The following is a 24,890-nucleotide window of genomic DNA, read 5'->3' on the forward strand; positions in this document are numbered from 1 at the left end:
ACGGACCCCACCCGGATCGACTGGCGGAGTGGCAGGTCAGGGCAGGAGGCGGAGATCCGATCACGCCGGAGCAGCGGGTCAGGGTAAGAGGCGGAGGTCGGCGTCGGTGACCAGGTCGAAGCGGAGGGCCAGGTTGATCAGGGCGGCCCGCTGCCAGTCGGCCTTCCCGACCTCGTCGGCCTGTTTGACCTTGAGCTTGTTCCTGGCCAGGTAGTCGATGTGGAAGTTGACGCCGCTCCTCGTCAGGTGGTGCCCGGCCAGCCGCTCGATGAGCTGCGGCACCGTCGGGACGACCGTGCTCGACGGGTCACGCAGCCTGGCCTCGCAGAGCGCGACCAGGATGAGGAAGTACTTGGCGGTCCGGTCGAGCGGGAAGACGTTCATCGTGGTCGCCCCCGACCCGAGGCTGGTGGCGGTGCCGTACACGTGCTCGGGCGCGAACACCAGGAACCCGGTCGTCCCGTGCTCGGCCGGCAGGATCACCCGCGAGAACTCGAACGGCACCGGCATGCCGATCCGCAGCGGCGGCACCTTGACGAACTCGCCGCCGCCCTCGGGGTTCTCCACGACGTAGGTGCGGTCGGTGCTGAGGTTGCTGATGTGCCAGTAGTCCTCGACCGCCTCGATGCGTCCGGCCAGGCGTGACACGGCCCGGTCGGCCACCACGATGTCGACCGGGACGTCCTTGGCTCCGCGTCCGAACGTGGCGGCCTCGCCGGGCCTGAGCTCGGCCGCCACGGCCGTGTCGGTCTGGATGAGGACGGTGTGCATGCGCATGGTTGTACGACCTCGCTCTACGTCCGCCTAGCTGTAAGGTTCCAGGGTCACCAGACGGCCGGCCTGCGGTCGCCCCAGAAGCCGCCTCTGGCCGCTTCGACCTGGGCCGACAGCGAGATCAGTGTGGCCTCGCCGCCGATCCTGCCCGCCAGCATGACGCCGATCGGCAGGCCGTCAGCGGTCCAGTGCAGGGGCAGGTTCACCGCGGGCTGCCCGGTGACGTTGTAGATCGCGGGGAAGGCGGCGAACCGCTTCATCCGCTCGAAGGTCTCCTGGACGTCGTCCACGTCCTCGAACCAGCCCACGGGCCGGGGTTGCTGGGTGACGGTGGGCGTGAGCACCGCGTCGTAGGCGTCGGTGACGGCGAGCGCGGCCCTGGTGGCGAGCTGGAGCGACGCCTGGGCCTGTACGTAGGCCGGGGCGGAGGTGGCCGTGCCGCGTTCGCGCAGCCACCTGGTGAGCGGCCTGAGCTGGTCGCTCTGGTGGTCGGCGACAGGGTGCATGCACGCGAAGACGTACCACATGGTGACGAACTGCGGCACGATGTCGGGGCCGAACGGCGGGTCGATGTCGACCACCTCGTGGCCGAGCGCGGCGAGCGTGGCGGCGGCGTCCTCGTAGGCGGCCAGGACGTCCGGATCGAGTTCGGCGTCCGGCACCGCTGGGCGGGCGTAGCGGGCGATGCGCAGCCGTCCGGGGTCGCGGGTGGCGTGCTCCAGGAAGGTGCCGTCGTGCGGCGGCGCGTGGAACAGGTCTCCGGGGCTGTGGTGCGCCATGACGTCGAGCAGCGCCGCGGCGTCGGCCACCGTGCGTGCGATGGGCCCGTTCGTGCTCATTCCCGCCAGGTCGGGGATGATCGGGGCGAAGCTGATCCGGCCACGGGTGGGTTTGATGCCGTACAGGCCGCACACCGAGGCGGGGATGCGGATCGAGCCCGCGCCGTCGCTGCCCTGCGCGGCGGGTGCCAGCCCGGCGGCCACCGCGGCCGCCGCGCCGCCGCTCGACCCGCCCGCGGACCTGCTGAGGTCCCACGGGGTGCGGGCGGGCGGCGAGAGGAAGGTCTCGGTGTAGCAGGGCAGGCCGAACTCGGGGGTGGCGGTCTTGCCGAGCATGACGGTGCCGGCCTCGCGCAGGCGTTCCACCACCGTGTCGTCCACGGGTGCGACGAAGTCCCGGTATGTCGCCGACCCGAACATGATCGGGACGTCCTTCACCAGGTTAAGATCCTTGATCGGGATCGGTACTCCGGCGAGCGGTCCGTCTGGCAGCTCCTTCTCCAGGCGGCGGGCCTGGTCGAGTGCCCTCTCGGCGGTCACGGTCACGTACGCGCCCACCTCGGGATCGATGCGCTCGATCCGGTCGAGGTAGTGCTGGGTGAGCTCGACCGGCGAAATGTCCTGGTCACGGATGGCTTGCGCCTGCTCGAGAGCAGATAGCTCGTGAAGTTCTCGCACGCTTCTGCACACTAGGGATCTCTGGCGAAGAACGTAATAGATACCCCGCAATGGGGCGTAGAACACGGTGAGCTGGGCCATAAAACTATGGACAGGGCAACACTAGGAATCAATCAAACCCGCGGGCTACGGTGAGTTGCGTGGACTCCGACAACCAGCGAGAAGACGGTCACAACTCGTCCCCTATCTGGGTGAGCGATCGGCCCGAAGGCGAGCAGACCACCGCCAAACCCTCGGCGCCCACCACGTCAACGTACGCGCCGGTAGAGCGCGCGTCCGTGCGCAGCCTGCTCCAGCAGCCGCGCTACCGTCGGCTGCGCAACCGCGCGCTGCTGGCGATCGGCGTCGGGCTCGTCGTGGGCTTCCTGGTGCGCGACTGGCGGGTTGGCGTGACAGCGGCCGTGGTGGCGGCCATCCTCGACACGGTCTACCGGGCGCGCTCGTCCTCAACCGTGCCTGCCTGGCGGCGCGCCTCCGTGGCTGAGCGGCGCACCGAGGCGCAGCTCCGCAAGCTGGAGCGCAGCGGCTACCGCACGCTGCACGCCAGGGCGATCCCGGGCAGCGAGGCGCAGATCGACCACCTGGTGGTGGGCCCGACGGGCGTGTACGCGGTCGACTCCGAGAAGTGGGACAAGCGGCTGCCGGTACGCGTCCAGATGGGCAAGAAGCTCTTCCACGGGCCGTTCGACATGAAACCCCGCCTGACCGAGGCCAAATGGGAGGCCTCGCAGGCCAGCGAGCTGATCAGCAAGGCGTACGGGCGCGAGGTCTCCGTCGTGCCGTCGCTGGCGATCTACGGGCCGCCGGTGCCGTGGAAGATCATGACGATCCGCGGCGTGGACGTCTACGAGGGCGCCCGCGCTCGCAAGTGGATCACCAAGCGGGAGCGGGCCCTGACCGACGCCGAGATCGACCGGCTGTACGAGATCGCCGCCCAGGTGCTCCCCGCCAGGTACGGCGAGGGCTAGCAGCCAGGCGTCAGCCGGCCGCCGAAGGCGTCGAGGCCGGCGGCCAGTTCCGTGCTGGGCGGGAGCGTCCGCGGCACTCGGGTGACGAGCGCGGCGCCGAGCCCCGCCATGCGCACGATGTGCGCGATCAGCGCCTCCCTGTCCTCGGGCCAGGGGAAGGAGGGCTGGGCGATGAGCAGCGACACGCACCCGTGCACGGCCGACCAGAGGCCGAGCGCGAGCGCCTCCGGCTCGCCCTGCAGGACCCCGGTCGCGACGCAGGCGGCGACCCTGTCGACCATGTGTCCGAAGCAGGTCGCGGCGGCGGGAGGCACGCCTTCGCCGGCCGACGGGCGCATCATCAGCACCCGGTACTGCACGGGGTGGTCGAGGGCGAACCGGGCGTAGGCGCGTCCGCAGTTGCCCAGGGCGACGAACGGGTCGCCGACGGAGCTCTCGGCGAAGAGCCTGCCCAGTTCGTCCCAGACTCGCAGGCAGACGGCCTCGACGAGCGCTTCCTTGTCGGTGAAGTGCAGGTAGACCGAGGGCGTGGAGACTCCGGCGCGCAGGGCGACGGCGCGCAGCGTGAGCGCGTCCTCGGTGCCGGCCTCGGCCAGCAGGTCCTCGGCGGCTCGCAGGATCTCCTCGCGCAGCAGCGCGCCCTCGCCGCGCCGGGCGCGCACGCGTCTCGCGGTGGTCATGGAACTCAGGTTGACGCTGTCAGGTTAACGATGTCAATCTGATCCCCTGCGGAAGGGGTCAGATGGGGACTTTTCGGGAAGCGACCGCGTTGACCGCGCACGGCGCGGACGAGTACCAGGCCACGCTCGACGCGCAGTGGAGCATCGGCGCCAGGCTGCACGGCGGATACCTGCTGGCGGTGCTGGGCCGGGCCGCCGTCGAGAGCGCGGGCGCCGAGCACCCGCACGTGACGGCCGTGAGCGGCTCCTTCGTCGAACCGCCCGAGCCGGGCCCCGCCACCGTGCGCGTGCGGACGCTGCGCGTCGGCAGGAGCGTCGCCCAGGTCACGGCGACGCTGACGCAACGGGACAGGCCGTGCGTGGAGGCGCTGATCACCCTCGGCCGGTTGGACGACGCCGACCCCTGGTGGACGGCCGCCGAACCGGTGCGGCTGCCCCCGAGGGAGGAGTGCTTCCTCGCCCCCACCGACCCGCCAGGCGCGGACATGACCGTCCCGCTGATGGACGTGGTCGAGGAGCACATCGACCCCGCGCACCTCGCCTTCGCCTTCGGCGCGCCCTCCAGGAACGGCGTCATCGCCACCTGGCAGCGGCTGGCCGACGGCTCCGACTGGGACCCGCTCAGCCTGCTCGTCGCCCTCGACCCGGTGCCGCCCGTCTCCTACGACCTGGGCCTGCCCGGCTGGATGCCCACCATCCAGTTCTCCGCCTACATCCGCCGACTGCCCGCCCCGGGCCCGGTCCGGGTGAGGCTGCACGCCACGGACGTCGGCGGCGACCGCATGGACGAGGTGGCCCACGTCTGGGACGACAAGGGCCGCCTGGTGGGCCAGGCCACCCAGCTAGCCGCCGTGCGCGTGCCCGCCTAGGGCTCCATCCCGGGACCGGGGCGCACGCATTCCGGAGCTGGCCGTCCGCTTTCTGGACAGCCGTCTCAGGTACCGGGCGCGACCTCGTACCATGGGAAGACTCGTTAGCGATGGGAGAAGCGCATGCCCGCCCTCAGGTCACGTACGGTCACCCACGGCAGGAACATGGTCGGTGCCCGGGCCCTGCTCCGGGCGACCGGCGTAGCCGGGAGCGACTTCGGCAAGCCCATCATCGCGGTGGCCAACAGCTTCACCCAGTTCGTCCCGGGGCACGTGCACCTGCGCGAGGTCGGCGACGTGGTGTCGGCGGCGATCCGCGAGGCCGGCGCGATCCCGCGCGAGTTCAACACGATCGCGGTCGACGACGGCATCGCAATGGGGCACGGCGGCATGCTCTACTCGCTGCCGTCGCGCGAGCTGATCGCCGACGCGGTCGAGTACATGGTCAACGCCCACTGCGCCGACGCGCTGATCTGCGTCTCCAACTGCGACAAGATCACACCGGGCATGCTGCTCGCCGCCTTCAGGCTGAACATCCCGACCGTCTTCGTCTCGGGTGGGCCGATGGAGGCGGGCAAGACGCCGACCCGCAAGCTCGACCTGGTCGACCCGATGATCGCCGCCGCCGACTCCTCGGTCTCCGACGACGAACTGCTGGAGATGGAGGAGAACGCCTGCCCGACCTGCGGTTCGTGCTCGGGCATGTTCACCGCCAACTCGATGAATTGCCTGGCCGAGGCGATGGGCCTGGCGCTGCCGGGCAACGGCACGATCCTGGCCACGCACAAGGCCCGCAAGCAGCTCTTCGAGGACGCCGGCCGCCAGCTCGTCGAGATCACCCGCCGCTACTACGAGGACGGCGACGAGTCGGTGCTGCCGCGCTCGATCGCCACCAGCGAGGCGTTCGAGAACGCGATGACGCTCGACGTGGCGATGGGCGGCTCGACCAACACGATCCTGCACATCCTGGCCGCCGCCCGCGAGGCGCAGGTCGACTTCGGCCTCAAGGAGATCAACGAGATCTCGCTGCGGGTGCCGTGCCTGTGCAAGGTGGCCCCGGCGACGAACAAGTACCACATCGAGGACGTCCACCGCGCGGGCGGCATCCCCGCCATCCTGGGCGAGCTGGACCGGGCCGGGCTGCTGCACCGCGACGTCCCCACGGTCAACGGCGGCACCCTCGGCGACATGCTCGCCGCCTGGGACCCGCGCTCGCCCTCCGTCCTGCCGGAGGCCGTCGAGCTGTGGCACGCCGCGCCGGGCAATGTCCGCACGGTGAAGGCGTACTCGCAGGACAACCGCTGGGACTCCCTCGACCTCGACCGCGCCGCCGGGTGCGTGCGCGACCTGGAGCACGCCTACACCGCCGACGGCGGGCTGGCGGTGCTGTACGGCAACATCTCCCGCGACGGCGCCGTGGTGAAGACGGCCGGAGTCGACGAGTCGATCTGGCGGTTCAGCGGGCCCGCGGTGGTGTTCGAGTCGCAGGAGCAGGCCGTGGAGGGCATCCTCGGCGGGCGGGTCAAGGAGGGCGACGTGGTCGTCATCCGGTACGAGGGCCCCAAGGGCGGCCCCGGCATGCAGGAGATGCTGTACCCGACGTCGTTCCTCAAGGGCAAGGGTCTGGGCAAGGCGTGCGCGCTGGTGACCGACGGCCGTTTCTCGGGCGGCACGTCCGGGCTGTCGATCGGCCACGCCTCGCCCGAGGCGGCCGAGGGCGGCGCGATCGCCCTGGTCGAGGACGGCGACATCATCGCGATCGACATCCCGAACCGGTCGATGGAGCTGCGGGTGCCGGAGCCCGAGCTGGCCGCCCGCCGGGAGCGGCTGCTGGCCGACCTGGGCGGCTACCGGCCGCGCGACCGCAACCGCCCGGTCAGCGTCGCGCTCCAGGCGTACGCGGCGATGACCACGTCGGCGTCGACGGGCGCCTCCCGCGACCTGTCGCAGCTGTCGAGGTAGGGGCTTCGGGGGCGCCCACCGGCGCCCCCGACATCGGTGATTCGAGCGTTCGGGAGCACCGCACGGGCGTTCGAACCTCCTGGGTAGGTCACCGTTGCCATAAGGTACGAACAGGGTTGCTTGCCGTACAGGCTTTCGAAAAATGTCGGTGGCGATCTCTATGGTAGGGGTATGGCTACAGTCGTGAAGCCCCACACCCGCCCGCTGACGACCGCCGAGATCGCCGCCCTCGCCCTCTCCCTGGCCCACCTCGGGTCGGGCCCGCAGGCCGTCACCGCCAGGCGCGGCCTGCAGCACGCGTTCGAACACCTCGAACTCGACGACGACGTCATCGCCACCACCCTCACGACACTCACCGAGCCGCTGCCTGTCGAGGTGGCGTCCCGGGCCCGGCTGATCGCCGACGCGATCACCAGCCGGATGATGATCCGCCTCCACTACCGCGACGCCGCCGGCAACGTCACGGCGCGCGACGTCGAGCCGGTGACCTGCCTGGTCCACCGCGAGTACTGGTACCTGGTGGGCGTGTGCCGCATGCGCAGGGCCATCAGGGCGTTCAGGTTCGACCGGGTGCTGGCCGTCGAGCCGACCCTGGTCCCGTCCAGGCCGCATCTGGCCGACCGGTTCCTGCCGTTCCAGCGGCGCAAGCGCGCCAAGGCCGCGTAGATCTGGCCGGCGCTTGACCCGTTCGCCCCCCGGGCGTTGGGGCGGCGACTGGCAGGCTCCCGCACATGCGCGTCCGGGAGATCTCGCTCGTCGTCGCCCTGCTGGTCACCGCGCCCGCGTCGCCCGCGCGGGCGGCGGTGGAGCGGGAGGCCGGGCCGCCGCCCGACGCTGAGCGGCGGCTCGACCGGTCGCTGACCCGCTATCTCCACCGGCGTCCCGGGCGGGCGGCGGTGGCGGTGCTCGACCGGACCACGTCCACCGGCTACGCCTACCGGGAGCGGGTCCCGTTCCTGCTGGCCAGCGTAGCCAAGGTCGACATCCTGCTGGCGCTGCTGCTCAGGGCGCAGCGCGAGCACCGGCGACTGAGCGACGACGAGCGCAAGCTGGCCGCGCGCATGATCCGGTTCAGCGACAACGACTGCGCGCACGAGCTCTACCTGGCGATCGGCGGCCGCGCGGGGCTGGCCAGAGAGCTGCACAGGCTCGGCGTCCGTGACACCGTGCCGGGGCCGGGCCTGTACTGGGGCGCGACCCGCAGCAAGCCGTCGGACCAGGTGAAGGTGCTCGACAGGCTCACGGCCGCGACAGGCCCGGTGAACGCCGCTAACCGCCGCTACGCGGTGCGCCTGATGTCGTCGGTGACCAGGCGGCAGGCGTGGGGTGTGAGCGCGGCGGCCGACGGCGGGTGGGCGCTCAAGAACGGCTGGCTGCCCGCCCGCGTGCACGGCGGGCTGTGGACGGTCAACAGCGTGGGGCTGCTCGTCGCGGACGGCCACGAGCTGCTGGTCGCCGTGCTGTCAGAGCGCAGCCCGACCCGGAAGGCGGGCATCGCGACGGTCGAGCGGGTGGCCCGCCTGACGGTGCGGGCGATCACCCGCCCACCTGCCTGGCGGCACGGAGCGATCACTCACCCCCCGGACGGACACGCCCGGCGGGCGGCAGGCTAGCCGCAGCACCCGCCGCCGCAGCAACCCCCACCGCCGCCGCGAGGGGCGGCGCCACCGGTCATCGCGACCGTGGAGAGCAGCTTGACCGTGTCGTCGTGGCCCTCGGGGCAGGTGGCCGGGGCGTCGGAGGCGGCCATGGGACGCGACACCTCGAACGTGGAGCCGCAGGCGCGGCAGCGGAAGTCGTAACGCGGCATGACCTCAGGTTAGCGGCCGGTAGCTCACGTGCGCATAGTCGGAGACGGGCTCGTACCCGATCGACTGGTAGATGGAGTTGCTCGTCGGGTTGGCCAGGTCCGTGAACAGCACCACCTGCTTGCAGCGCTCCTCCAGGGCGGCGTGGCTGACGAAGGCCGTCACCGCGGCCCCGTAGCCGCGCCTGCGCCGTGCGGGCGGCGTGTAGACGGGGCCGATCCGGCACACGCCGCCGGACTCGGGTGACAGCCCGGCGAACGCCACGGGCACGCCGTCGTCCTCCCAGAGGAACAGCTCGCGGGCGGTCAGGCGGTGCTCGACCCGCTGGGCCACGTCCTCGGAGTCGCTCATGGCCACCTCGACACCGAACGCCTGGTACCAGCTCACCAGCAGCGGAAAGTCGCCCGCCACCGCCGGCCGGCCGCGGCCGGGCACGTCGGGGGTGGTCAGCGTGCCCAGCCGGTAGAGGCGTTCCGACACGACGTCGGCGGGCCTGGCGAGCGCGGCCGTGACCGCGTCGGTCAGCTCCAGTGGCCCCATCACCTCCGGGATCTCGCCGCGCAGCGCCTCCACGAGCGGGACGATCGCCTCCACCGGCATGCGGGCCAGCCCGACCGGCTTCGGGGGCGTGCGGAACGCCGCTCCGCGTACCTCCCCGTCGACGGTCCACCAGCCGAAGTAGGCGTCCTTCGCGGGCATGCCCGCGCGGATGCCGGCCAGGACGCTCAGGGGGACGGTGTTGCCCTCGGGGTCGGAGAGCAGGAAGGGTTCCGCCGCCGCGGCGTACTCCTCGGCGTCAGCGGTGAAGGTCCACATGACGGAAGCTTGGCAGCACCCGGCGGACGAGCACAAAAAGATATCGGGCCCGGGACAGGATCCCGGGCCCGATCGGTCAGGCGGCGGCTTCCAGGTAGGGCGCCCATTGGGGGTCTCCGACGAGTGACGCGCCGATCAGCCTCCAGTGGGCGCCCCGTGGCACCGCGGGGGCGACACGTAGGGTCCACCCCAGCTCGTCCAGGAACTTGTCCGCCTTCCTGTGGTTGCACGGCGTGCACGAGGCGACGCAGTTCTCCCAGGTGTGAGCGCCACCCCGCGACCGAGGGATGACATGGTCGATGGTCTCGGCCCGCTGGCCGCAGTAGGCGCAGCGGTAGTCGTCGCGCCGCATGAGAGCGGCCCTGGTCAGGGGGATACGCGACCGGTAGGGGATGCGGACATATCTTCTCAGCCGGATCACCGAGGGGACGTCGAGCGTGCGGCTGGCGGAGCGCAGGACCGCGCCCCGGCCGTCGCGGTGCACGACGTCGGCCTTCTCCCGCAACACCAGCACGATGGCACGGTGCATGGACAGAGTGGTGAGTGGCTCGTAGGTGGCATTCAGCAGCAGGACCTGGCGCATCATCGGGCTTCTCCCCGCTGAGCGCGTATCAAAGGGGACATGCCGCGGCATGTCCCGGCTGTCGGCCCCTCCTGGGGCACTGTCGCTTCCGTCACGTGGACCTCCGCCGGACGGCCCAGCGGATGGTCACCACGGCGCCGTCCTGTCACCCAAGTCTGGCGTTAAAAGCGTGGTCCCCGCCACCCCATAACCTCCAGCCGGAATGACCAGAGGGACGCACGATACGTTTTATGCCCACATCACCTGGTCTTTACGCCCGTCCGCGGGCATCCAGGTTGTCATAGGGTTCGAGGCATGACGCGAGAGCCATACCCCGCCGCCCCCCGCGGCGAAACCGTCGACGTCCTGCACGAGACCCCCGTGCCCGATCCGTACCGCTGGCTGGAGGACTCCGACAGCGCGGAGACCGCGGAGTGGCTGCTCGCCCAGGCCGAACTGTTCAAGGGAGAAAGCGAGCCGCAGCGGTTCAAGGAGCGCATCGCCGAGCTGCTCAGGTCGGGCTCGGTCGGCGTGCCCGCCTGGCGGGGTGGGCGGTACTTCTTCAGCCGTCGCACCCCCGACCAGGAGCACGCCGTCTACTACGTGGTCGAACCCGACGGCACCGAGCGGGCCCTGATCGACCCGATGGAGATCGACCCGTCGGGCCTGACCACGCTCGACGCCGTGCAGCCCGACAAGGAGGGCCGCCTGCTCGCCTACCAGATCTCGGTGGGAGGCGACGAGGAGTCGATCCTGTACGTCATGGACGTCGCGACGGGCGCCCGCGTCGAGGGTCCGATCGACCGCTGCCGCTACTCCCCCATCGCGTGGCTGCCCGGCGGCGAGGCGTTCTACTACGTGCGCAGGCTGCCGAGCACCGAGGTGCCGGAGAACGAGAGGCAGTTCCACCGCCGCATCTACCTGCACCGGGTCGGCACGTCAACCGAGGACGACGTGATGATCTTCGGTGACGGCATGAAGATGACCAACTACTACGGCGTCTCGGTCTCCCGCGACGGCCGCTGGCTGCAGGTGTCGGCCAGCGAGGGCACCGCCCCCCGCAACGACCTGTGGATCGCCGACCTCAGCGTCACCCCGGTCGACGGGCCGGAGCTGAAGCCGGTCCAGGAGGGCGTCGACGCCCAGACGGGGCTGCTTTTCGGCCGCGACGGGCGGCTCTACGTCCACACCGACCGCGACGCCTCGCGGGCCAGGATCTGCGTCGCCGACCCGTCGAAGCCCGGCTACGAGTCCTGGCGGGACCTGATCCCGCAGGATCCCGAGGCGGTGCTGTCGGACTTCGCGATCCTCGACGACCTGGAACGTCCCGTCATGCTGGTGGGCTGGACCAGGCACGCGATCAGCGAGATCACCGTCCACGACCTGGAGACGGGCGAGCGTGTCGGCGAGGTGCCGACGCCCGGCCTGGGCACGATCGGCGGCATCTCCGAGCGTCCTGAGGGCGGCTACGAGGCGTGGTTCGGCTACACCGACAACACCACGCCGCCGACCATCCAGCGCTACGACGCCCGCACCGGAGAGACCACGCTCTGGGCCACCTCGCCGGGCGCGGTCGAGGTGCCGCCCGTGCGCACCGAGCAGGTGGTCTACCAGTCGAAGGACGGCACCGACGTCCGCATGCTGGTCATCTCGCCGGTCGACGGCGGCGGCCCCAGGCCCACCATCCTGTACGGGTACGGCGGCTTCGGCATCTCCATGACCCCGGGCTACTCCGCCTCGGTGCTGGCCTGGGTCGAGGCGGGCGGCGTCTACGCGATCGCGAACCTGCGCGGCGGCGGCGAGGAGGGCGAGGACTGGCACCGCGCGGGCATGCTCGCCAGCAAGCAGAACGTCTTCGACGACTTCCACGCCGCGGCCGAGCACCTGATCGCCACCGGCGTCACCACGGCCGACCAACTCGGGATCTCCGGCGGGTCCAACGGCGGGCTGCTGGTGGGGGCCGCGCTGACGCAGCGTCCTGATCTGTACGCCGCCGTCGTGTGCTCGGCGCCGCTGCTCGACATGATCCGGTACGAGCAGTTCGGTTTGGGCGCGACGTGGAACGTCGAGTACGGCTCCGCCGCCGATCCCGAGCAGTTCGGCTGGCTGATGGGGTACTCGCCGTACCACTACGTCGAGCAGGGCGTGTCGTACCCGGCGACGCTGTTCACGGTCTTCCAGTCCGACACGCGGGTGCACCCGCTGCACGCGTGGAAGATGTGCGCGGCCCTCCAGCACGCGTCGTCCGGGGAGCGGCCGATCCTGCTGCGCAACGAGACCGAGGTGGGTCACGGGGCGCGGTCGGTGAGCCGGTCGGTGGACCTCGCGGCCGACACGCTCACGTTCCTGGCCCGGTACACCGGCCTATAGTCGAGGCATGAGCACGCCCGGGCTGGGATCGGTGGAGGCCCCTCCCAGCGCCGCGTTGCGGCCCTACGTGACGAGGCTCAGCGCCTACAGCGAGCGCTACGGCGAGCCGGTGACGCGGAACGAGGCGGCCATGCCCGGCGCGGTGCTCATCCTCGGCTTCGGCGCGCCGATGGAGGTGGGCGGCGATCGGGTCACCTCGTTCGCCGTCGGGCTCAGCGACCGGTCCTTCGCGACCCGGGTCGCCGAGCCGACGGAGGGCGTCGAGGCGTTCCTCACGCCGTTCGGCGCCAGGCGGCTGTCCGGCGTGCCGATGCGGCACCTGACGAACCTGGTACTGCCGGTCGAGGACCTGCTCGGGCCGTGGGCGCGGCGGGCCGTCGAGCGGCTCGCCGGCACGCCGTCATGGCCCGACCGGCTGGCGCTGTTCGACCGGCTGCTGACAGCGCGCATCCTGGCGGGCCCGGCGCTCGGGCCGGAGATCCCGTGGGCGTGGGCACGGCTCCTCGGCTCGGGCGGACGCGCCAGGGTGGCCGGGCTGGCGGAGTCGCTGGGCTGGAGCCACCGGCACCTGGTCGCCCGCTTCCACGACCAGGTGGGGCTGACACCCAAGACGGCGGCCCGGGTGATCCGCTTCCACCGGGCCGCGGCGCTGCTGCGGTCGGGCACGCCGATCGCGACGGTCGCCGCCGAGTGCGGCTTCTACGACCAGGCGCACCTGAACCGCGAATGCAGGGCGCTGGGCGGCGCCACGCCCGGTCAGATTCGTCCAAGATCTGCCGGGGCGGACGGCGGAGACTGACGGCATGAAACGAACCGTTTACGCGCTCGCCCGCTACCACGACTGCCAGACGGCCATCGACTTCCTGACCGCCGCGTTCGGGTTCCAGGTCCACGAGGTGTCCAAGAACGAACAGGGCGCGATCGTCCACGCCGAGCTGCTCGTCGAGGACGACATCGTCATGCTCGGCCAGGGAAGTCCGGGCGGGCCCGGCGTCTACATCGCGGTGGACGACGCGGACGCCCACCACGACAGGGCCAAGGCGGCGGGGGCCGAGATCACCATGGGGCTCACAGACCAGGACTACGGCTCGCGCGACTACGCCTGCAAGGACCCGCAGGGCAACACCTGGTACTTCGGAACCTACCGGCCGTAGGCCGCCCTCGCGGCGAGCCCCCAGCAGACCGGAAACCCGGCCCGGGGTCATGGCCGTGGGGGCGCGCTCACGTCCCGGCGCGTGAGTCCAGGTAGCGGCGCTCGGGGAGGCTGAGCGTGCGCCGGGCGGCGAGCCGGTACGCGGCGCGGGCCGCCTCGTGCTCGCCCGCCCGGTCGAGCAGGTGCGCCCGGACGGCCTCGACCCGGTGGTGGCCGGACAGCGCCGGGTCGGCCTCCGCCTCGGCGAGGTGTTCCAGGGCCACCTGCGGGCCGTGCACCTCGGCGACGGCGACGATCCGGTTGAGCGTCACCATCGGGCCCGGCGTGAGGCCGCCGAGCAGGTCGTACAGGCCCAGGATCTGGGGCCAGTCGGTGTCGGCCGCGCGGGCCGCCTCGTCGTGCACGGCGGCGATGGCCGCCTGGAGCTGGTACGGCCCGACCGGGCCTGTCGGCAGAGCCCGGCTGACCAGGTCGACGCCTTCGGCGATGGCGCGGGCGTCCCACAGGCCGCGGTCCTGCTCGGCGAGCGGCACGAGGGCTCCGTCGGGGCCCGTCCGCGCGGGGCGGCGGGCGTCGGTGAGCAGCATGAGCGCCAGCAGCCCGGCCACCTCGCCATCTCCCGGCAGCCGCTCACGTAGCTGCCGGGTCAGGCGGATCGCCTCGGCGGTCAGCTCGACCCGGTGCAGGCTCGGCCCCGAGCTGGCCGTGTACCCCTCGTTGAAGATCAGATAGAGCACGTGCAGCACGGCGGCCACCCGCTCGGGACGTTCCGCGAGCGCCGGCAGGACGAACCTGGCACCGCTCTGCTTGATCCGCTGCTTGGCCCGGCTGATGCGCTGCGCGACGGTGGCCTCCGGCACCAGGAACGCGCGGGCGATCTCGGCCGTACTCAGCCCGCCGACGGCCCGCAGCGTCAACGCCACCTGCGACGGCTGGGTGAGTGACGGGTGGCAGCACATCAGCAGCAGCGTCAGCGTGTCATCCGCCGCGGGCGCGGGGTCCTCCCCCGTCGGGGCCAGCGAGGCGGCCCGCTCCTCGCGCCGCTGACGGGCCGAGTCGGCGCGCCACATCTCCGTCCGCCGCCGCGACGCCACCGTGATCAACCAGCCCCTGGGGCTGGCGGGCACTCCCTCGGAGGGCCACTGGACCGCGGCGGCCAGCAGCGCCTCCTGCACGGCGTCCTCGCACGCGTCGAAGTCGCCGTCGCGCCTCAGCAGCGCGCCCAGGACGTGCGGGGCCAACTCCCTCAGCAGCCCCTCGACCCCCGGCAGCCCCACCTCGTTCACCCGGCGAGCTCCCCCAGCTCGACCACAGGCCGGACCTCCACCAGGCCCAGCGCGGCCTCGGGCACCTGGGCGGCGTACTCGACCGCCCGCTCCCGGCTGGCGCACTCGACCAGGTAGAACCCCGCCAGATGCTCCTTGACCTCGGCGAACGGCCCGTCGGTCGGCATCGTCCTGCCCTCGCTCACCTGCACACGCGTCGCCCGCGACGGGTCGGCCAGCGCCTCCGAAACGATCAGCTCCCCGGACGCGGCCAGCCGCTCTGTCAGCTCGGCGTGCCCGCGCAGACCCGCGTACCGGTCGGCCTCGGGCATCGCCTCCCACATCGCCCGCGACTCCGGGTTGCCATAGACCATGATCAGGTACTTCACCCGACTCCTCCGCTCCGCTGTCGAACCGGTCTCAGCCAACCATGCCGAAACGGGGCCGCGCAGCTTCCAACGTCCATGCCCCGATCTGCGTGTCATAACGGGTGAAGGGAGACAGATGGATCCATACGAGGGCTTCAGGGAGTTCGTGCGCGGCCGCCAGCAGGCCCTGATGCGGACCGCGTACCTGCTCACCGGTGACGCCCCGCAGGCCGAAGACCTGCTGCAGACCGTGCTCATGCGGACGGCCAGGCACTGGAGGCGGCTGGCCGCCAACGGCGACCCCGAGGCGTACGTGCGCAAGGCGCTGATCAACGAGCACGTCTCGTGGTACCGGCGCAGGCGCGGGCGCGTCGAGACACCTACCGCGCACCCGCCGGAAAGCGGGCGAGGACGCGATACCGGAGACGAGAGCCTGCACCGGCTGGCGCTGCGTGACGCCCTCCTGCGGCTGACGCGCCGCCAGCGGGCCGTCCTGGTGCTGCGCTTCTACGAGGACCGCAGCATCGAGGAGACCGCCTACCTGCTCGGCTGCTCGCCGGGCACGGTCAAGAGCCAGACCAACCACGCCCTCGGCTGGCTGCGCGTCCTCGCGCCCGAGCTGGCCGACCTGCTCCGCGACGCGGACCCTCAGGAGGCTGCCCCATGACCAGGCTTCGCGACGAACTCCGGCTGCTCGCCGCCGAGGCGCCCCAGGTCGACCTGGCCGAGCGGGCTGTGCGCGGCGCGCGGCGGCAGAAGACGACGACCTTCGCCTCCGTGGTGGCCGCGCTGGCGGCGCTGGCAGTGAGCGCGGCCATCCTGGTGGACGGCTCCAGAGGCGCCACGACCAGCACCCAGGTCACCGACGTCCTGCCCGCCTCCGGCGTGGACCCGGCCGCCTACGCCTACTACGACTTCTGCGGCAGGAAGTGGGACTACCGGAAGAACACCCACACCTTCGCGGGCCAGAACTGCGCCCAGTGGCAACTGGTGACCAGAACCGGCCAGAGGTTCAGGGTGCCGGAGGCGACGAGCGTCTACACCGAGCAGACCGCCGACAACTACATGAACACCGGCGCGCCGCTGGTGATCACCCCGGACGGGCGGCGGATCGCCTACTACAGCGAGAAGGACCGGACGTTCGCGGTCCGCGACCTGGCCGGTGGCCAGATCTGGCTGGCACCGCTGACCGTCACCCGGCAGGCGATGGTGAGGTCCGGCGTCCTGCTGACGCTGTCACCCGACGGGCGCTACCTGGGTGTGAACGGCCCGGACCGGCTGGACGCGGTCGTGGACGTAGAGACCGGGCAACTGACCGAGCCGCCGAACGGCTGGCGGGTGCGGAGGGTGGCCAGCGGGGGCACCTCGGTCGTGATGAGCGACCTAGCCGACGGCCTGGGCCTGATGTCCGACGGGAAGGTGACGCCCCTCACCATCGGCAAGCCCTGGGACGACATCACGGTACCGGCGCCCGATGAGCACACCATGGCCTACCTGGATGGCCGTAAGGACGACGGCAACGGGATGTTCAGCCCGGACAACGCCGTCGCCACCCTCGACGCCACGACCGGAAAGACCTTGACCAAGGTCACGTTCCGCGACGCGCCGAAAGACTTCACCCCCCGGCTGGGCGGCTGGCTCAGCCCCACAGAGGTGGCCGTCAGCGACGCGGCCCGTGGCCCACGGTCTGAGGACGGCACGCCGATGCTGGGCGAGGTCGTCTACGGGATCGACGTCAATACCGGGAAGGTGCGCGAACGCGCCAAGTACACCTACCGGGGCTGGGCGGGCGACCTCTCGATCCCGGGGTTCTGACGAGCCCGGGCTCCGGCGACCAGGTTCCGGCGTCAGCGAGGGAAGACGACGGTCTTGTGGCCGTCGAGCAGGACGCGCTGCTCGGCGTGCCACCTGACCGCCCTGGCCAGGGCGACGCGCTCCACGTCGCGGCCGATCGCGGCGAGGTCTTCGGGGGAGTGGCTGTGGTTGACGCGGGCCACCTCCTGCTCGATGATCGGCCCCTCGTCGAGGTCGGACGTCACGTAGTGAGCGGTGGCGCCGATGAGCTTGACGCCCCGGTCGTGGGCTTGGTGGTACGGCTTGGCGCCCTTGAAGGACGGCAGGAACGAGTGGTGGATGTTGATGGCCCGCCCCGCCAGCTTCGCGCACAGCCCCTCCGAGAGGACCTGCATGTAGCGGGCCAGCACCACCAGGTCGACCTGGTAGTGCTCCACGAGCGCCAGCACCTCCGCCTCCTGTCTGGGCTTGGTGTCGGGGGTGATCGGCAGGTGGTGGTAGTCGACGCCGTACGACTGCGTGAGCGGCCGCAGGTCGGGATGGTTGGACGCGACCGCGACGATCTCGATGTCGAGGCCGCCCGAGCGGACCCGGTAGAGCAGGTCGTTCAGGCAGTGGTCGAACTTGCTGACCATGATGAGCACCCGGGGCTTGGTGGCCACGTTCCGGAGCTTGAACTCCATCCCGAAGTCTGGCGCCAGGGCGGCGAAGGCGCCGCCGAGATCGTCCTCGCCGACGACGGCGGAGAACTGCACGCGCATGAAGAAACGCTGGCCGATCCGGTCGCCGAACTGCTGGCTCTCGATGATGTTGCAGCCGCGTCCGGCCAGCAGCCCGGAGACGGCGGCCACCACACCCGGCCGGTCGGGGCAGGACAAGGTCAGGACGTACTCGGCGGGACTGCTCATGCCTTCACTCTCGCGGACGTGAATCGTTGGGTGCCTTGAGGCCGATCTGTGCAGGTTACCGGCTGTCTCTCGCGCCCGCCGCCCGGATCGCGACCTTCCGCGCGCCCGCTCAAAAGACCCGCGACGGACGGCGGTTACAGGCCCAGGGCCGGGGCGAGGGCCTTCAGCTGGATCAGGGCGTCGTCGAGGTCGGAGAGCGGCGACAGGGGCTGGATGGCCACGTGGTCGGCGCCCGCGGCGAGATGGTCGCGGACCCGCCTGGCGACCGTCTCGGCGTCGCCCCAGGCCACGATCGCGTCGGCGAGGCGGTCGCTGCCGCCGTCGGCGAAGTCGTCGTCGGTGAAGCCGAGGTCGCGCAGGTTGTTGAGGTAGTTGGGCAGCACCAGGTAGTACGACATGTACGTGCGGGCGATCTCGCGGGCCCTGGCGGGATCGGTCTCGATGACCACGGCCTGCTCCGGCACCAGGAGCCGGTCGGGGCCGAGGATCTGCCTGGCCAGCGCGGTGTGCTCGGGCGGGACGAAGTAGGTGTGCGCGCCCTCGGCCCGGTCGCGGGAAAGCTCCAGCATCTTCGGCTTGAGCGCCGCCAGCAGCCTGGGGGCGTCGCCCTGGGGCACCTCCGGCTTGGCCGCGTCGATGCCGTCGAGGTAGGCGCGCATCGCCGCCAGCGGCTTGGCGTAGGTGTGACCGCGGCCGCTGACCAGCGGGCTGTGGCTGACCCCGAGGCCGAGCAGGAACCGCCCGGGGAAGGCCTCGGCCAGAGTCGCCCAGCCCGCCGCCGTCGCGGTGGCGTCGCGGCCCCAGATGCTGGCGATGCCGATGCCCACGGCGACGCGCTCGGTGGCGGCGAGCAGCAGCGCGGCGTTGACGAACGGCTCCTTGGTGCCCGGCGCCTCGTGCGCCCACAGCGCCCCGTAGCCCAGCTCCTCGATCTCCGCGGCGGCGCGGCGAACCTGCTGCACGGGGGCCCTGCTGAGCAGGGGGTGCCAGACCCCGACGTGACCGGTGTGCATGACGGTTCCTCCCGACTAAGATGTTCGATCGAGATGGAACAGTACACCGACGTTCGACCGCCGTCGAACAGAACACGCGCCCCGAGCCACACGTCCCCCGTGGAGGTGTCGCTACAGGCGGCCCTCGACGCGCTCGCCGACCCTGTCCGCCGCGGCATCGTGCGCGAGCTGGCGGGCTCTCCCGACTGGTCGCGCCCCTGCGGCACGTTCACCCACCTGCCGGTGGCCAAGTCCACGCTCAGCCACCACTTCACGGTCCTGCGCAACGTCGGCCTCCTGGAGCAGCGCGACGAGGGCACCCGCCGCCTCAACCGCCTCCGCCGCCAGGAGTTCGACAGCCGCTTCCCCGGCCTGCTCTCGCTGGTACTGGAGGAGGAGGCGCCCTGAGCGGGCCTCGCCGGACACGAGGGCGACCCGCCACCCTCTCGGGTGCGACTCCGACACAAAGGCACGATCCAGCCATAGTACACAACGTGTACTACTCGGCGCGTAGTAGAATGCGGCGCATGCAAGTCAACGACGCCCAGACGCTGGTGCTGTGCGCGCTGGCCGACGGGCCGATGCACGGCTACGCCATCAACACGGCGATCGAGGAGCTGACCGGAGAGCGCCTGGGGCCGGGAAGCCTGTACGGAGCCCTGACCCGCCTGGAGGCGAAGGAGCTGATCGAGTCCCTCGGCGAGAAGGGCCGCCAGCGCCCGGTCCGGCTGACTCCCCGGGGCCGCGAGGTGCTGGAACAGGAGCTACGCGCCATGGCCCGCGTCGCGGCCACCGGGTTGCGGAGTCTCGGGGTGAACCCAGCGTGAACGCCGCCCACTGGCTGGTCAGGCTGTATCCGGGCGCCATCAGGGAGCGGTGGGGCGCGGATCTCGAGCTCGAGGTCCAGGCCGCCGGCTGGCGGACGTGGCCCAACCTGGCCGTGAGCGTCGCCGGCATGTGGCTGCACCCCGCGATCTGGCCCGCCGACTCCCGCGCGCAGCGGCGACAGCGGGCGGCGACGATGGCGATCAGCGTCGCGGCCGCCTGCTCGTTCCTCACGCTCGCGGCGACGGAGCTGGACACCCCGCTCTCCGCCGTCGCCGGAACCTGGCCCATGACCGTCTGCGGTGTCCTGATGCTGCTCGGGACGGTCCTCGTCGCCCCCCGCCCCAGGCTGACCCCCGGCGCCGCGATCACCGTCCTGCGTCAGGCGGTGCGCCGCCTGGCAGCCCCGGCGATCGTCGGAGCGGGCGTGGTGGCGTGCGTGCACAGCGGCGTCGACGTCGCCGGTGTGCCCGCGCCGGTACGGCTCGCCCTGCTCGCCTGCTGGTGGAGCGCCCTGGCGGCAGGCGCCGTCCAGTGCTGCCGGATCGTCGCGGGGCTGGGCGCGGGCGTGGCTGTGCCGCCTCGGCCGGGGCGGCTGCGCCTGGGCATCTGGATCCTGGCCGGCGCCGGTGCGGGCACGGCGGCCGTCATCTTCGGCGTCTTCGTCACCGGCGCGCGGCACGATCCCACGTCGGGTGCGATGGGGGCCGCCTTGTTCGTCCTGGTTTGGGCCTTCGTGGCGACCGTCCGCGACCTCCGCCGCCTGCCACAGACCGGGTGAGCGCCGGCCGAGCCCGAGGACGACTGGGCGGGCCTTCGCTGTGAGGACGTCGAACCGGTAGTGGGGGAGACTGTCTCCCAGGGGTGAGCGGCGACGGAGGAGGCCAGGGTGAGTGACAACGATCGGCCTGCCGCGCGGGTCCTCTGCTTCGACGCCGACGGCAGGGTGCTGCTGCTGCACTGGCACGATCGGGTCAGCGGGCTGGACCTCTGGGAGCCACCAGGGGGCGGGCTGGAGCCGGGCGAGACGGCTCTGGAGGCGGCCAGGCGGGAGCTCACGGAGGAGACCGGGCTGCCGGGATCGTCCGTGGAGGACCGGTCCGTCGAGGTCCCCCGTGACTTCTGCTGGCTCGGGGTCCGCTACGTGAAGATGGAGCCGTTCTTCCTGGCCCGCCTGGCGACGAGCCGTCCGGAGCTGGGCCCGGGTGCGCTGACCGACGAGGAGACCGGCGCCTACCTCGGGTACGACTGGTTCGCCCCGAACGACCTGCCCGGCAACGTCGAGCCACCCGAGCTGGCCGAGGTGATCGAGAAGCTCGGGTGACGGCTACCCGAGATCCACGACGAGCCCGGCCTCGGCCACCGCCAGGTCGCCCGCGTAGTGCGCGGACGCGGCCGCCAGCGCGGGCTCGCGCGGGGTGTCCGGCCACAGGTGGGTGAGCAGCAGCCGCGCCACCCCCGCCTTGGACGCCGTGCGCCCCGCGTCCAGGGCGGTCGAGAGGTAGGGCGCGTCCTCCTCGGGCACCCGTTCCGGGTAGGTGGCCTCGGCCAGCAGGACGTCCGCGTCTCTGGCCAGTTCGACCAGGTCGAGGGTGGGGCCGGTGTCACCCGTGTAGGCGATCACCCGGCCGCCGCCGCTCAACCGCAGCCCGGCGTTGGGGACGTGGTGCGGCAGCGACCACACGTCCAGGCGGAAGGGGCCGAGCTCGTACGGCCTGCCGGGCGCCAGCTCGCCGACGGTGAAACTGCCGGCCAGCATGCCCGGACGGTCCAGGGCGAGCACGGCGTCGAGCGCGCCCGGCGGGGCGTGCACGGGAAGCGCGGCAGGCGGCGCGTCGCCGAGGGCCCGGGCGCGCAGCAGCGGATTCAGGTCGGCGCAGTGGTCGGGGTGGCCGTGGCTGACCAGCACCGCGTCGACCCACTCCGCGGCGGTGAGTTCCAGCAGCCTGGGCAGTGTGGCGTAGCCCGGGTCGATCAGCACCTGGAAACCCTCGTGCTCGACGAGGTACCCGCTGCACGCCTGCCCCGCCGCGGGCCACGCCCCGCATCCGCCCAGCACGGTGAGCCTCATGAAGCACGTCTCCTGTGGGTTCGGGCCGAAGGTCCGCCCGAGGTTACTCCGTGTGGCCGAGTTCGGCCAAGGTGACGGCCATGAGGCCGCGGAGCAGAGGGCCGGCCACCTTCTCGTGCTCCGCCTCCACCGGCAGCCCCTGCGCGATGCGGCTCTGGTAGCACGCGCGGTCCCGCTCGTCCGTGTACGGCTGCGCGGTCATCCCGACCACGACCGTCGCTCGCGTGCCGCCCCTCGGGAGCACCGCCACGGCGTGCGTGCGCAGGCAGGTCTCGTCGGCCGCGCCGTACCAGCCGCACTTGACCCCGGCGCCGGGCGCGGCGAGCGCCTCGCGGGTCCCGTACGCCTGGTCGGGACCGACGGCCCGCATCCACTCCAGGACGGCCCCGGCCACCGGGTCCCCGGCGACCGCCGACTGCGCGAGCGCGGCGTACGCGGTCGCGACCTCGTCGGCGGCCACCTCGACCGAGCCGAACCGCGACGGGTCGCCGTTGGGCAGCGCCCAGGCGACGCCGGTGCGCTGGTAGATGTCGTCGAGGACGACGGGCGGGCCGACGGCGAGCCAGAGGTTCAGCGTGTCGGAGTTGGACGAGATCACCACGGCGGGCTCGGCATGGCGTCGCCAGCGTTCCTCGTCCGGGATGTGGGGCGCGGTCACCCATGCGTACAGCGGTTTGAGCAGCGAGGCGCAGCGCAGCCTCGCCAGGCCCGACCGGACGCTCACCGTGCGGGCGGGCGGCCCGCCGAAGCCGCGCCTGATCCCGGCGGCCTGGGCGCTCGCTCCTTGGGGCAGGTCGCGGAGCAGCTCGTCGAAGCTCACGAGTACCCACCGTAGTCGGCCGTGGCGTCCGGTGACGGCCTTCGCGCTTGCGGAGCGAAATGCTCCGCTATAAGGTTGCACAGCATCCGGAGCGAAATGCTCCGATAAAGGAGGATCTGGCATGCGTGCGGTTGTGCTGCGGAAGTTCGGCGGGCCGGAGGCGCTGGTCGCCGAGGACGTCCCCGACCCGGTGGCGGGCCCCGGTCAGGTCCTGATCGAGGTGTCGGTCGCGGGCGTCACGTTCGTGGAGACGCAGGTCCGCGCAGACCGGGGGCCGCGCCGTCCCGAGCTGCCGGCGATCCTGGGCAACGGCGTCGCGGGCACGGTGCTCGCCGCCGGCCAGGACGTGCCCGAGTCGCTGGTCGGCACCCAGGTGGTCAGCACGCTGGGCGGCGCGGGAGGCTACGCCGAGCTGGCGGTGGCGAGCGCCGGCGACCTGATCCCGGTGCCCGGCGGGTTGCCGCTGGAGGACGCCGTCGCGCTGCTGGCCGACGGCCGCACCGCCGTCGGGCTGGTGCGCGCCGCCGCGCCACGGGCCGGGGAGTGGGTGCTGGTGGAGGCGGCCGGCGGCGGCGTGGGCAGCCTGCTCGTGCAGCTCGCACACGCCGCCGGGGCCAGAGTGATCGGCGCCGCGAGCAGCCCCGACAAGAGGCGCCTCGCCGAACGGCTCGGCGCCGAGCTGACCGTCGACTACACCGCACCCGCCTGGACCGACGGCCTGCCCGCCGTGGACGTCGTCTTCGACGGCGTCGGCGGCGCGATCGGCGCGGCGGCCCTGTCGCTGCTGCGCGACGGCGGCAGGATCAGCGTGTACGGCATGGCGGGCGGCCCGATGACCACTCCCGGTGACCGGGTGACCCAGGTCCCCTTCCCCCAGGTGGACCTGCGCGAGCTGGCCAAGGAGGCGCTGGCGCACGCGGCGGCCGGGCGCCTCCGCCCGACGATCGGCCTGCGGCTTCCCCTGGAGTCCGCCGCCGAGGCCCACGCCGCGATCGAGGCCAGGGCGGTCACGGGCAAGACCCTGCTCCTGTCCGAGCCGCGCTAGCGGAGTGCCGCGGCGAAGCGCGAGCGCAGGTCGCCGAGGCGGCTGACGGGTTCGTTGCTGTAGACGAGACGGACGTACCTCGGGGCGACCGTCTCGCCCCAGGCCGTCATCGGGGTCGCCGCGACGCGGCCGCGCTCCAGGAGCCGGGCCGAGAGGGCGGGGGCGGTCAGGCCGAGCGCCACGGCGTCCACCAGGCAGGACCAGCCGCCGGCCGCGCGCACCACCGGCAGGTCGGACAGCTGGTCGAGCACGGTGTCGTGGCGGGCCTGGTACTCGGCGACCGCTTCGCCGACTCCCGCGCCCGAGGGGTCCGAGAGGGCAGCGGCGGCGCCGAGCTGGGCGAAGCCGCTCGACACCGTGGTGTTGTAGACGACCGCGACCCGGATCCTGGCCATGATGTCCGGCGGGCCCGCGATCCAGCCGATCCGCCAGCCGATCATCCGGTACTCCTTGGACATCGAGCCGATGACGATCGTCCGGTCTGCCAGGCCGTCCACCTGGCAGGGGTTGATGCGGGGGTGGCCGCCGTAGACGATGCGCTCCATGGCGGCGTCGTAGATCAGGTACGCGCCCGTCCTGGCGCAGGTCTCGGCCACGGCGGCCCAGTCGTCCCGGTCGAGGAGGACGCCTGACGGCATCGAAGGGCTCATCAGCAGCAGCGCCGTGGCGGCGCCGACCCGGGCGAGGGCGTCGCGGTCCAGGCGCCAGTAGCCGCCCTCGACCCTCAGCGGGACGAGGGACGGGCGCGCGCCCGACAGCCGCACCCGCTGGAGCAGCCCCGCGTAGGTGGGATCGGTGAGCACCACCGGGTCGCCCGGTTCCGTGGTGGCCAGCAGGACCGGCATGACCGCGGACGTCCCGCCCGAGGTGATGACGATCTGGTGGAGCGGGTCGTAGTCGAGGCCGGTCCGCCGGCGCAACTCGTCCGCGACCGCCTCGCACAGCGCGGGCAGGCCGGTGAACGGCAGCCAGCTGTTGCCGGCGCCGGACGCGAGCGCCTCGGCGGTGGCGGCCACGGCGACCGGCGGCGGCAGGACGTCGGTGTCGAGGTTCTCCATCCGCAGGACGTCAGGGTCCGCCCCGGCGGCCGCCGCGACCTTGTCGATGTCGAACTGCTGGACCTGGGCGAAGCGGGAGTTCGGCCGCATGACACACCTCCGTGTGTTCCGTATACGGAACGACACGGTCTCTCGGCTCACCGGCCCTGTCAAGCGGAGGACAGTTATTCGCCTGAGGAGTAATGATTTCTCCCGAAGGTGGAGAATCTTCCACCGCACAAATCCAGGGGAAAGTTCTCTACCCGCAGATTTCACACCGGTGCCGCCCGCGGATCACCACAGATTTCACACCGGTGCGACCGACAGATCACCACAGATTTCACAC

The 24,890-nt window shown here is 72.0% G+C and carries 28 protein-coding genes; 15 read left to right on the plus strand and 13 right to left on the minus strand.

The annotated features are described in order from the left end of the window. Positions 1–78 precede the first annotated feature (78 nt). Complete coding sequence (locus tag ABT294_RS39000; protein ID WP_350811461.1) at positions 79–771, minus strand: FHA domain-containing protein; 693 nt, start codon at positions 769–771, stop codon at positions 79–81. 53 nt (positions 772–824) lie between these two features. Further along, a complete protein-coding gene (locus ABT294_RS39005; RefSeq protein WP_350811462.1) occupies positions 825–2,231 on the minus strand; it encodes an amidase in 1,407 nt (468 codons plus the stop codon). 140 nt (positions 2,232–2,371) lie between these two features. Between ABT294_RS39005 and ABT294_RS39010 the strand changes: the two genes are divergently transcribed. Next, positions 2,372–3,199 (plus strand): nuclease-related domain-containing protein, encoded by an 828-nt coding sequence (locus tag ABT294_RS39010; RefSeq protein ID WP_350811463.1) that lies wholly within the window; start codon positions 2,372–2,374, stop codon positions 3,197–3,199. Here ABT294_RS39010 and ABT294_RS39015 read toward each other — a convergent pair. Beyond that, positions 3,196–3,879 (minus strand): TetR/AcrR family transcriptional regulator, encoded by a 684-nt coding sequence (locus ABT294_RS39015; protein ID WP_350811464.1) that lies wholly within the window; start codon positions 3,877–3,879, stop codon positions 3,196–3,198. The two genes, ABT294_RS39010 and ABT294_RS39015, sit on opposite strands and share 4 nt — an antisense overlap. A 62-nt stretch (positions 3,880–3,941) precedes the next feature. Between ABT294_RS39015 and ABT294_RS39020 the strand changes: the two genes are divergently transcribed. The 4 genes from ABT294_RS39020 to ABT294_RS39035 all read left to right on the plus strand — a co-directional run bounded on the left by ABT294_RS39020 (position 3,942) and on the right by ABT294_RS39035 (position 8,323). Then, the gene (locus ABT294_RS39020) at positions 3,942–4,748 is read left to right on the plus strand and encodes a thioesterase family protein (RefSeq protein WP_350811465.1); all 807 of its coding nucleotides are present in this window, start codon (positions 3,942–3,944) and stop codon (positions 4,746–4,748) included. Positions 4,749–4,871: 123 nt separating this feature from the next. Further along, positions 4,872–6,710, plus strand: coding sequence for a dihydroxy-acid dehydratase (gene ilvD, locus ABT294_RS39025; RefSeq protein WP_350811466.1), 1,839 nt, complete (start codon positions 4,872–4,874; stop codon positions 6,708–6,710). A gap of 171 nt (positions 6,711–6,881) precedes the next feature. After that, positions 6,882–7,376, plus strand: coding sequence for a WYL domain-containing protein (locus ABT294_RS39030; RefSeq protein WP_350811467.1), 495 nt, complete (start codon positions 6,882–6,884; stop codon positions 7,374–7,376). Positions 7,377–7,441: 65 nt separating this feature from the next. Then, positions 7,442–8,323 (plus strand): serine hydrolase, encoded by an 882-nt coding sequence (locus ABT294_RS39035; protein ID WP_350811468.1) that lies wholly within the window; start codon positions 7,442–7,444, stop codon positions 8,321–8,323. On the opposite strand, the gene ABT294_RS39040 is transcribed toward ABT294_RS39035, so the two are convergent. The 3 genes from ABT294_RS39040 to ABT294_RS39050 form a co-directional block, all read right to left on the minus strand. After that, on the minus strand, positions 8,320–8,520 hold the full coding sequence (locus ABT294_RS39040; protein WP_350811469.1) for an FmdB family zinc ribbon protein: 201 nt from the start codon (positions 8,518–8,520) through the stop codon (positions 8,320–8,322). The two genes, ABT294_RS39035 and ABT294_RS39040, sit on opposite strands and share 4 nt — an antisense overlap. 4 nt (positions 8,521–8,524) lie before the next feature. Beyond that, positions 8,525–9,334 carry a GNAT family N-acetyltransferase gene (locus ABT294_RS39045; protein ID WP_350811470.1) on the minus strand — a complete coding sequence of 270 codons (810 nt, stop codon included), beginning with the start codon at positions 9,332–9,334 and terminating at the stop codon, positions 8,525–8,527. 76 nt (positions 9,335–9,410) lie between these two features. Next, a complete protein-coding gene (locus ABT294_RS39050; protein ID WP_350811552.1) occupies positions 9,411–9,917 on the minus strand; it encodes an HNH endonuclease in 507 nt (168 codons plus the stop codon). Positions 9,918–10,211: 294 nt separating this feature from the next. Here ABT294_RS39050 and ABT294_RS39055 point away from each other — a divergent pair, with 294 nt between their 5' ends. The 3 genes from ABT294_RS39055 to ABT294_RS39065 are packed head-to-tail and all read left to right on the plus strand — an operon-like array spanning position 10,212 to position 13,420. After that, positions 10,212–12,266: a prolyl oligopeptidase family serine peptidase gene (locus ABT294_RS39055; protein WP_350811471.1), complete on the plus strand. Its 2,055-nt coding sequence runs from the start codon at positions 10,212–10,214 to the stop codon at positions 12,264–12,266. A gap of 7 nt (positions 12,267–12,273) precedes the next feature. After that, complete coding sequence (locus tag ABT294_RS39060; protein WP_350811472.1) at positions 12,274–13,065, plus strand: helix-turn-helix domain-containing protein; 792 nt, start codon at positions 12,274–12,276, stop codon at positions 13,063–13,065. Between the two features lie 4 nt (positions 13,066–13,069). Then, the gene (locus tag ABT294_RS39065; protein ID WP_350811473.1) at positions 13,070–13,420 is read left to right on the plus strand and encodes a VOC family protein; all 351 of its coding nucleotides are present in this window, start codon (positions 13,070–13,072) and stop codon (positions 13,418–13,420) included. 67 nt (positions 13,421–13,487) lie between these two features. Here the strand turns inward: ABT294_RS39065 and ABT294_RS39070 are convergent, their stop codons facing one another. Both ABT294_RS39070 and ABT294_RS39075 read right to left on the minus strand, forming a co-directional pair. Continuing rightward, the gene (locus ABT294_RS39070) at positions 13,488–14,705 is read right to left on the minus strand and encodes an RNA polymerase sigma factor (RefSeq protein WP_502912204.1); all 1,218 of its coding nucleotides are present in this window, start codon (positions 14,703–14,705) and stop codon (positions 13,488–13,490) included. Further along, positions 14,702–15,073: a YciI family protein gene (locus tag ABT294_RS39075; protein ID WP_350811474.1), complete on the minus strand. Its 372-nt coding sequence runs from the start codon at positions 15,071–15,073 to the stop codon at positions 14,702–14,704. The genes ABT294_RS39070 and ABT294_RS39075 overlap by 4 nt, the downstream gene beginning before the upstream one ends. Positions 15,074–15,188: 115 nt before the next feature. On the opposite strand from ABT294_RS39075, the gene ABT294_RS39080 reads away from it, so the two are divergent. After that, positions 15,189–15,719, plus strand: a complete 531-nt coding sequence (locus ABT294_RS39080) for a SigE family RNA polymerase sigma factor (RefSeq protein ID WP_350811475.1) — start codon at positions 15,189–15,191, stop codon at positions 15,717–15,719. Next, the gene (locus tag ABT294_RS39085) at positions 15,716–16,867 is read left to right on the plus strand and encodes a WD40 repeat domain-containing protein (protein ID WP_350811476.1); all 1,152 of its coding nucleotides are present in this window, start codon (positions 15,716–15,718) and stop codon (positions 16,865–16,867) included. Before ABT294_RS39080 ends, ABT294_RS39085 begins: the two co-directional genes overlap by 4 nt. Before the next feature lie 32 nt (positions 16,868–16,899). On the opposite strand, the gene purU is transcribed toward ABT294_RS39085, so the two are convergent. Next, on the minus strand, positions 16,900–17,754 hold the full coding sequence (gene purU / locus ABT294_RS39090; RefSeq protein ID WP_350811477.1) for a formyltetrahydrofolate deformylase: 855 nt from the start codon (positions 17,752–17,754) through the stop codon (positions 16,900–16,902). Between the two features lie 134 nt (positions 17,755–17,888). After that, positions 17,889–18,767 (minus strand): TIGR03620 family F420-dependent LLM class oxidoreductase, encoded by an 879-nt coding sequence (locus tag ABT294_RS39095; RefSeq protein ID WP_350811478.1) that lies wholly within the window; start codon positions 18,765–18,767, stop codon positions 17,889–17,891. Between the two features lie 99 nt (positions 18,768–18,866). Here ABT294_RS39095 and ABT294_RS39100 point away from each other — a divergent pair, with 99 nt between their 5' ends. The 4 genes from ABT294_RS39100 to ABT294_RS39115 all read left to right on the plus strand — a co-directional run bounded on the left by ABT294_RS39100 (position 18,867) and on the right by ABT294_RS39115 (position 20,895). Beyond that, positions 18,867–19,154, plus strand: a complete 288-nt coding sequence (locus tag ABT294_RS39100) for an ArsR/SmtB family transcription factor (RefSeq protein WP_350811479.1) — start codon at positions 18,867–18,869, stop codon at positions 19,152–19,154. A 119-nt stretch (positions 19,155–19,273) separates the two neighbouring features. Continuing rightward, on the plus strand, positions 19,274–19,573 hold the full coding sequence (locus ABT294_RS39105; RefSeq protein WP_350811480.1) for a PadR family transcriptional regulator: 300 nt from the start codon (positions 19,274–19,276) through the stop codon (positions 19,571–19,573). Further along, on the plus strand, positions 19,570–20,352 hold the full coding sequence (locus ABT294_RS39110) for a hypothetical protein (RefSeq protein ID WP_350811481.1): 783 nt from the start codon (positions 19,570–19,572) through the stop codon (positions 20,350–20,352). Before ABT294_RS39105 ends, ABT294_RS39110 begins: the two co-directional genes overlap by 4 nt. Before the next feature lie 108 nt (positions 20,353–20,460). Beyond that, the gene (locus ABT294_RS39115; RefSeq protein ID WP_350811482.1) at positions 20,461–20,895 is read left to right on the plus strand and encodes an NUDIX hydrolase; all 435 of its coding nucleotides are present in this window, start codon (positions 20,461–20,463) and stop codon (positions 20,893–20,895) included. Positions 20,896–20,898: 3 nt separating this feature from the next. On the opposite strand, the gene ABT294_RS39120 is transcribed toward ABT294_RS39115, so the two are convergent. Together ABT294_RS39120 and ABT294_RS39125 are read right to left on the minus strand one after the other, a co-directional pair. Next, positions 20,899–21,642: an MBL fold metallo-hydrolase gene (locus ABT294_RS39120; RefSeq protein ID WP_350811483.1), complete on the minus strand. Its 744-nt coding sequence runs from the start codon at positions 21,640–21,642 to the stop codon at positions 20,899–20,901. Between the two features lie 43 nt (positions 21,643–21,685). Next, the gene (locus ABT294_RS39125) at positions 21,686–22,462 is read right to left on the minus strand and encodes a hypothetical protein (RefSeq protein ID WP_350811484.1); all 777 of its coding nucleotides are present in this window, start codon (positions 22,460–22,462) and stop codon (positions 21,686–21,688) included. Positions 22,463–22,583: 121 nt separating this feature from the next. Here ABT294_RS39125 and ABT294_RS39130 point away from each other — a divergent pair, with 121 nt between their 5' ends. Further along, entirely contained in the window at positions 22,584–23,507 is a 924-nt protein-coding gene (locus ABT294_RS39130) for a zinc-binding dehydrogenase (protein WP_350811485.1), read from the plus strand. On the opposite strand, the gene ABT294_RS39135 is transcribed toward ABT294_RS39130, so the two are convergent. Next, positions 23,504–24,655 carry a pyridoxal phosphate-dependent aminotransferase gene (locus tag ABT294_RS39135; protein WP_350811486.1) on the minus strand — a complete coding sequence of 384 codons (1,152 nt, stop codon included), beginning with the start codon at positions 24,653–24,655 and terminating at the stop codon, positions 23,504–23,506. The two genes, ABT294_RS39130 and ABT294_RS39135, sit on opposite strands and share 4 nt — an antisense overlap. Positions 24,656–24,890: the final 235 nt, after the last annotated feature.

The sequence above is a fragment of the Nonomuraea sp. NPDC000554 genome (assembly GCF_040300065.1).
In the GTDB taxonomy this organism is placed as follows: Bacteria; Actinomycetota; Actinomycetes; order Streptosporangiales; family Streptosporangiaceae; genus Nonomuraea.